The sequence below is a fragment of the Pleomorphochaeta sp. genome, from assembly GCF_050031695.1.
Taxonomy (GTDB): domain Bacteria; phylum Spirochaetota; class Spirochaetia; order Sphaerochaetales; family Sphaerochaetaceae; genus Pleomorphochaeta.
In genome coordinates this window covers 1-8,200 of the sequence record NZ_JBNAIC010000074.1, presented here as the reverse complement: position 1 = coordinate 8,200, position 8,200 = coordinate 1, and the positions used below count along the sequence as shown (strand labels likewise).

Genomic DNA, 8,200 nt, shown 5'->3' with positions numbered 1-8,200 from the left:
TAAAAAATAATAATATATTTGTTATATAATAATTATTATTTACTAAAAAGTTTTTCTTTTTTTTTGTTAGGAACCATGTTATCATTATAATAACTAAATTTTGTGAAACATTATGATTAAATACTTAAAACTAGAATATATAATTAAATTTGAAGAACTTGTAATTTGGAATAAATCGCCAAATTTTATAATACGAAGTGTATTAGGATATCAACTCCGTAATTTAACATGTGTTATAAAAAGTAATACTTGTGAATCTTGCATGTTAAATTCTAGCTGTGTTTATGCTAATTTTTTTGAAACTCCAATAGAAAAGGATAAAATAAATTTATTAGGTAGAAATAAAGCACCACATCCTTTTACATTAAGTGTTGATTTACTTGATAAGGATAAAGCTTCAATTCAAATTATTTTTATAGGAATTAGCAGAAATTATATTCCATATATTACTTTAGCATTAGAAAAAGCAGGAGAAAATGGAGTTTCTAAGTCACGAACTAAATTTAACATAGAAGAAATAAAAAATGCTAATACTGGTGAATTGTTTAATTTTGATATTAAATTAATAGATAAAAAATCTAGTGTTTGGCCTACAAATATAAATAGATATGAAAGTTTTACAATTGACTTTATTACTCCATGTAGAATTAAGTCAAAAGGTCATTTTCTAAATAATATTACTATCGAAAATTTGTTAATTGCTTCTGAAAGAAGAATTGTATTACTTGATTCTTTATATGGAGATTCTTCATTTCTGAAATTAAATGATGATAAGAACATAAAAAGTTTTTCTCTCAATCAAAGATGGGTAGATTTAAATTATTATTCTTCACGACAAAGAAAAGCTTTGAAAATTGGAGGAGTTGTTGGAAGTATAAAAGTCAATGATTCTCTTAATGAATATCAATCTCAACTATTGAATTCTGCAGAAATATTTAATGTTGGGAAAAATATAAGTATGGGACTTGGAAGGATTGGAGTAAAAAAGGAGGACTAATAAAGTGATAGATATAAAATCTCAATATGAAGTAGCTATCGCAGCATTATTACATGATATTGGGAAATTTAAACAACGAGCTTACAAAGGCGATGAAACTTGTTTTAATAATACTATTAAACAAATGGAAGGTCATATAGCCAAATTAAATACTCAAACAAAATTATATACACATAGACATGCGTTATGGACTTATGATTTTTTTATAAATGATTTTAAGCCAATAATTGATAAAATAAACTTTGATATAGACTTGGATTGGGAAAAAATCTATATTTCGAGTGCTTCGCATCACAATCCATCAAAAGATGATTATTCACAAATAATAGCAGAAGCTGATATTATATCATCTAGTAATGATCGTGGCGATAAAAGAGAAGCTTACGAAAAAGGTTCTTATTATAAAAAACCACTAAGATCTATTTTTACGAATATTAATACAGAAATAGATAATAAACCAATAAAAAGCAACTATTATTATACGATTCCCAAGGATAATAAATTTAAGTATCCAATAGAAGAAACGAGTGATCAAATCGATATAGATTATAAGTTTTTTTGGAATAGTTTTATATCAAAAATAAATAGTTTTCCAAATAAATTTTCAATGAATGATTTTGTAAATAAGCTTAAAGATATATTGTTAGAGTATACTTGGTGTATACCTTCAGCTACAAATGATTTGTATAATGATATTTCTTTATATGATCATAGTGTTACAACTATGGTTTTTGCTTTAGCAATGGTTAATTCAACAGATTTATCCAAATTTAAAATATTTGCAGCAGATGTTTCCGGTATTCAACAATATATATTTCAATCCAAATATAGTTCATTTAAGGGAGCTGCAAAAGTTTTTAGAGGAAGATCTTTTATAATTAGTGCTATAAGTAATGCTTATAAATTAGCTTTATGTGAAAAGCTTAATATTATTCCTTTTGTAGATTTAATTGATGCAGGAGGTAAATTTACTTTTATATTACCTAATGATATCTCATTAGACATTAAATTAAAAGAATTTATTAAAGAACAAGAATTATTCTTTTTTAAAAAATATGATGGGTCTTTATGTGTTCTAACTTATTTTAATAATTATGATATAGATTCTTTTTCAAAAGAAAAATTTGTTGAAACTCAGAAAGATGTCGGTTTTAATTTAAATTCTAAAAAAGTTACTAAATTTATCAATTGCTTAGAAGATATTGAAGTTATAAATAATAAAATTGATATTAAAGGTAGTCGTTGTGCAATATGTGGAAAAAGAATTGTAACAAATTCTAATTATGAAAATTGTGATGAATGTGAAAAAATTAAAAACATAGGGGCTCATGTATTAAATAAATCTTTTATTAATTTTAATAAATATAAAGGTTATGAAATTGTAAAAGGTGTTTATGTTTCTATTGCAGATCAAATATTAGATGAAAATTTTTATTCTTATATATTGGGTAATACAAATGAAAAGTATCCTCTTTGGCGTTTAAATACACATAGCCCTGAAGATACATTTAAAGAAATGGCTGAAGCAAGCTTAAGTGAAGATGGATTAGGTAAAAAATTTTTAGCTTATGTAAAAATTGATGTGGATAATCTAGGTGAAATATTTATTAGTGGTTTTCCTAAAGAAATATATACTATTTCGAGATATGTAACTTTATCTAGATTGCTAAATCAATTCTTTAATGTATATGTGAAAAATATTTTAGAAAAAGATTATCCTGAAGCATATACCGTAATTTCAGGCGGAGACGATGTATTTATTATTTTACCATGGAACCAAGCGATAGATTTTATAGAAACCTTAAAGTTAAAATTTAGATTATATTGTTGTAATAATAAAAATATTCATTTTTCAACTGGTATTGTGGTAGGGCATCATCATGAACCTTTTGCATTACTTAATGAAAAAGCTAATATTCAATTAGATGATAGAGCTAAAGAAAGAGAAGGTAAAAATTGTACTTCATATTTTAATGTTTTATTTGATGAAAAAGAATTAAGAATATTAAGTGATGATATATCAAAATTAACAAAATTTAGAAATGAATATGATCTTTCATCAAGTTTTGTTTATAGAGTATATAAATATGTAAATGATATTTTATCCAATGATAATGAATTGAATCTTAATGAAAATCAATCAACAATTCTAAAAAATCAGATAAGAGAATGGTCAGTACAATCTAAACTTAGATATGATTTAATAAGAAATATAAAAAATGATGATGAAGAAGCAAAAATAGAAATATTTAATTTCTTTTTGGATCACATTGATAACTATAAAAACTATAGAGAAATTGAAAAATTCAAAGTTGCATTAATACATACTATGTATGAATTTAGAGAATAATTGGAGGAATTATATGCTAGAATTAACAAAAGACCTATTAACTAATGAACCAGAGAAAATAGCGATAAAAGAAATGGAAGATGCAAGAAATAAATCAAAAGCTTCGTCTACTCAAATTAGGAAATTTTATGATGATTTTTTATTATTACATACAAAAGCACATAGAGATGAAGAATCTGAAAAATCTTTTAAAGAAAATATACTTCCATTAATTGCTTTTTCTAAAGCAAAATTAGCTTATAGTGTTGGTCGCGATATTATTCACAATGATTTTAGAAACGAGATTGTAAAAAAAGTTGATCAAATAGATAATTTAAAAGATTTTGACAATTTTATTTTATTTTATCAAGCTTTGATTGGATATACCAAATATTATTCAAAACCAACTAGCTTACGAACTAATACTTATCAAAAAAATAATAAAAAACAAACATATAAAAGATATAATTAAAGGAGAATTAGAAAATATGAGTATGAAAATAGTAAAAATTAATGGAATAATTGATATATTGACCGGATTACATATAGGCGCAGGAAATGCTGAAGTTCATATTGGAGGTATTGATTCTGCTGTAATTAAAAATCCAATAGATGGATATCCATATATCCCTGGTTCTTCAATAAAAGGTAAAATACGTTCTTTACTTGAACTAAGTTATGGAATATGTCCTGATGGCAAACCTTCTTCAACCGAAAATACTGATAATATTATCCCAAAAGTATTTGGGGATACTTCAAAAACAAATATGACAAGAATAGTTTTTAGAGATTGTTTTCTATCAAAAAGTTCTATTGAAAAAATAAAATCCAAAAATATATTACCAACAGAAGAAAAATCAGAAAATAGTATTGATAGATTATCAGGTACTGCTGAATCTCCAAGGAATATTGAAAGGGTTATTCCAGGACTATCTTTTGATTTTGAAATGAATATTAGAATTTTCGACACAGATAGTGAAGCTGATTTTAAAGAACTAATTACTAAGGGGCTATATTTATTAGAACAAGATACTTTAGGTGGAAGTGGTTCTAGAGGTTATGGAAAAGTGAAATTTAAAGACTTATATTGGGGTACTGAAGAACTAAATTTGGAGTTATAAATGAAAAACTTAAAAATATGTCTTAAACCAAAATCAGGATTTTCAAATTTATTTACAGCTGATCAAATTTGGGGACAGATGGTTTGGGCAATTTCTGATTTAGAAGGTCCAAATGCAGCAAGTGAATTTGTAGAAGTATTTAAAAAAGAACCCCCATTTTTAATTAGTAATATGATGCCAAGTGGATATTTTCCTAAAATAATATTACCCCCTATAAAGTCTAATAAGCAAACTACGTTTACTGAGGATAGGGAAAATAGAAAATTAGCTAAAAGCAATAAAAAAAATAAATGGATTCCCCTAGATGTTTTGTTTAAGTATCAAACTGATATTAATCAAATTAAGCTTGCAAAAATAGATAAACAACCTAAAATTCGTGAAATTAATGAGATTAAAACTTCTATTTCAAGAAATACATGGATAGCAAATGATGGAGGTTTATTTAATCAAACTTTTTTATATTCAAATGAGACTTTTGTAATATATATAAAATTATTGAATGAAGAAACTAAATGGATTAATACTCTAAATAAAATTATAGATTATTTTAATATCTTTGGACTAGGTGGTGATAAAAGTGTAGGTAAAGGGAATTTTACAATCACAATTGAAAAATTATCTAAAAAAGAAGATAGATTGTTTAGTTATGAAACTGGGGGAATATTTACTACTCTTAGTAGAAGTTCTGGAAAAGATTTAAAACCATTATATTATCAAAGTAATTATTACTTTGGAATTGTGGGTAGATGTTTATCTAGTGACAAAAACTATAATAAATACCCTATTTTATTTTTTGAACCTGGGTCAATATTTACAGTAGGAAAAGGTTCAATAATTGAAAATGTTCAAGAGAATTCAAATATCTGTAGTTATGGATATGCTTTTCCTTTGTATTTGAATAATGAGGAAGAAAAATGAATAAAATAAAAAACTGGACAACATATAATGTAAAAATAAATATCTTGACGCCCGTTATTATAAACAGTGGAGATGCTTATGAATATGGTGAATTATTTTTTGATAAGGAATCTAATAAACTATATAAAATAAACTTATTAAATTTGATAAAAACAATGGATTCTAAAGATAGAGAAAAATATATTAATGCAGTTTCAGAAGGAATTGAAACAAGAGCTAAACACTTTGATAATACAGCTAAAGCTTTGATATTGAAAACTCTTAAGGATAATCCTACTGAAATACCAAATATTATTGCTCGACCATTAAGTTATTTATCATCAGGGGAAGATTTACTAAAAAATAAACCTTTTCAATCAATTGAAAAAAGTATTGTTAAAAAAATAAATGATAAACCATATATCCCTGGATCATCAATAAAAGGAGCTCTAAGAACAGCTCTAATTCAATCAATTGTCTCTAACAAAGATATAAAAGAAAATGATTATATTGAAAATTTTCGTGGAAGAGATAAATATATAAAAACAAAAGATTTTGAATCATTTGTAATGAATGTAAGAAAAGGTGATGTAAAAAATGACCCTTTTAAATTTATTAAAGTAAGTGATTTTGAGTTTTTAAGTCCATCTATTAATGGCTATATAGGGGAAGTATCAATTAAAACAAAAAGAAAACCTTTATCAGTATTTACATCAATGTCTGATGCCTTATGTATTAGTAATAAAACTGTATCATTAAAAGGCACAATATCTATATCCTCAGAAATAAACAATTATTCTGAATTAAGTAAATTTTCAAAGTTTAAAGAAATTTTAAATAGTTTAAATGATTTTTATATTCAAAACTATAATGAGAAAAGATACAAACTTCCTAATAAAGTACAAGATTCTATGCGTGAAATTATTAACGAAAATTTATTAGATGATAGTGCTTTATTAAAATTAGGTAGATTTTCAGGAATAGAAAATATTACTTATAATATAGAACAAAACATGAGTATAAATAGAAAAATTAAGAATGAGAAAATTAATATTGAAGGTGGTAATAGCTATGCGCTTATAAACAACCTTTTTTTACCAGGATATTGTATAATTTCAGAAGTTGAGGATTGATATGAGACTTATAGTTAATTTAGGAAATAGTGATTTACAACTACATTGCAAAAAATCCACAAATCTTTTTGTATTTAGAAAAAGGAACAATTATTTTATTGAGTTAAAAAATTTGGTGAATTCTATAGAGAATAAAAGTGAAATTTTTAATGATAAAGGAGAAATTGTTAATGGAAAAGATATAGAATTTATAGATGCTGATAATAATAAGCATTATATAGAAAAATTAGAATTCCCAATTTTAAAGGCAGAAATAGATAAGATAAATCAAATTAGTTATCAGGAGATTACAGAAGTCCTATGTTTTATTACTAAACAAAATCCTATTAAAAATTCAGATACTTTTTTGTTGATAAATATCTTGAATGGTGAATTTGGTAAAAAGGTCTTTCCAAAAATTACTTTTAAATATGTATTAATAGATGCAGATCCTTCTGATTACAGTGTTATAATATCTACATATAGTGAAATCTTATCAAAAATGAATTTAGATAATACGGTAATATCAATTGCTCAGGGTACACCTGCAATGGGATTGGGGTTATCTCAAAGTTGTGCAAGGTTAAAACCTAGTATAAAGCAATTTTACGCTTCTAATAAAAATGAATATCGTGATGTAATTGTCAAGGAAATGGATCAATTTTCGAAGACTGAAAAGGAAAATTTACTCAATCAACTTGAAACTTATCTAAGTATAGGAAATTATGATTATGCAAAGAGTTTTATTAAAGGCAGTTATTTATCTATTTATGAACCTCTTATTGATATAGTCGACTATTTTATATATAGAAAAAATTATAAATTTGAAGATGCTTTAATTAAAATAAAAAGTATAAAACGAAGAAGTAATATTTTTAATGATATTATAATAAATATTGAAAGAAATTTAAATTATATTTTAGACGCAGATCCTAATAGTTTTGACTATTCAAATATAAATTGTCCTTATTTATTATATGAAACTCTATCTAATATAAAGCTTAGTTTAAACAATAAAGATTATTTTTATACTATGGCATTAATGAGTGCTCTTTTGGATGTTTTAGCTGATTTTATGATAGTAAGAGCACTTAATTTAGATAGTTTGACATTCAATAATAAATATGGAAGTTTTATAGAAGTTGATTTATTTTTAGAAAATAATATTAACTTATATCCTATAACTAATAAATATAAGGACATTAAGAATAAATTAATTAATACTGATTTAGAAAAAATACATTTACCTATGAATAGAAATACAAGAAAGTGTTTGTTAAGATGGGTAAAAGATTACATAAGTATAGATACAGTTGTTGGTGAATATATGTTATTTATGGATAAATATTCCGATTTTGCAGCATTTAAAGATTTAAGAAATAAATTACCAATAGCTCATAGTGTAAAAGGAATTTCTTTATATGCAATAAACAATACTCTTAATAAACTAGATTCTTCTAATAATATTGATAAAGCTTTATGTGATATTGATAATTTAATTAGTAAATTAATTTCTACTAAAGAACAATTTAATGAGTACTCATTAGATTATAAATTGTTTATGAATAAAATAAGAGATTATTTTATTAGTTAGGAATGAAAGATGATAGCTTATTTAGTATCAAATAACGGGAAATTAAATTATGAATCAGGATTGTTAATATATAAAGATTATTTAGGGAATATAACAAAATTTATTCCCAATAAGTTGTCTCAAATAGTAGTAATAGGCAAATTAGAATTA

General features: G+C 24.4%; 7 protein-coding genes. All 7 read left to right on the top strand.

Annotated elements, in window-relative coordinates; all coding sequences use genetic code 11:
* Positions 1 to 112: 112 nt before the first annotated feature.
* The 7 genes from cas6 to ACPKM0_RS12370 are packed head-to-tail and all read left to right on the top strand — an operon-like array spanning position 113 to position 8,050.
* Positions 113 to 997, top strand: a complete 885-nt coding sequence (gene cas6 / locus ACPKM0_RS12400; protein ID WP_472476393.1) for a CRISPR system precrRNA processing endoribonuclease RAMP protein Cas6 — start codon at positions 113 to 115, stop codon at positions 995 to 997.
* Between the two features lie 4 nt (positions 998 to 1,001).
* The gene (cas10, locus tag ACPKM0_RS12395; RefSeq protein WP_472476391.1) at positions 1,002 to 3,347 is read left to right on the top strand and encodes a type III-A CRISPR-associated protein Cas10/Csm1; all 2,346 of its coding nucleotides are present in this window, start codon (positions 1,002 to 1,004) and stop codon (positions 3,345 to 3,347) included.
* Positions 3,348 to 3,360: 13 nt separating this feature from the next.
* Entirely contained in the window at positions 3,361 to 3,798 is a 438-nt protein-coding gene (gene csm2, locus ACPKM0_RS12390) for a type III-A CRISPR-associated protein Csm2 (protein WP_472476390.1), read from the top strand.
* A 16-nt stretch (positions 3,799 to 3,814) separates the two neighbouring features.
* Positions 3,815 to 4,447, top strand: coding sequence for a type III-A CRISPR-associated RAMP protein Csm3 (gene csm3, locus ACPKM0_RS12385; RefSeq protein ID WP_472476389.1), 633 nt, complete (start codon positions 3,815 to 3,817; stop codon positions 4,445 to 4,447).
* Positions 4,448 to 5,365: a type III-A CRISPR-associated RAMP protein Csm4 gene (gene csm4 / locus ACPKM0_RS12380; RefSeq protein ID WP_472476388.1), complete on the top strand. Its 918-nt coding sequence runs from the start codon at positions 4,448 to 4,450 to the stop codon at positions 5,363 to 5,365.
* Positions 5,362 to 6,477 carry a type III-A CRISPR-associated RAMP protein Csm5 gene (gene csm5, locus ACPKM0_RS12375; RefSeq protein WP_472476386.1) on the top strand — a complete coding sequence of 372 codons (1,116 nt, stop codon included), beginning with the start codon at positions 5,362 to 5,364 and terminating at the stop codon, positions 6,475 to 6,477. Before csm4 ends, csm5 begins: the two co-directional genes overlap by 4 nt.
* A gap of 1 nt (position 6,478) precedes the next feature.
* On the top strand, positions 6,479 to 8,050 hold the full coding sequence (locus ACPKM0_RS12370) for a hypothetical protein (protein ID WP_472476385.1): 1,572 nt from the start codon (positions 6,479 to 6,481) through the stop codon (positions 8,048 to 8,050).
* Positions 8,051 to 8,200 lie beyond the last annotated feature (150 nt).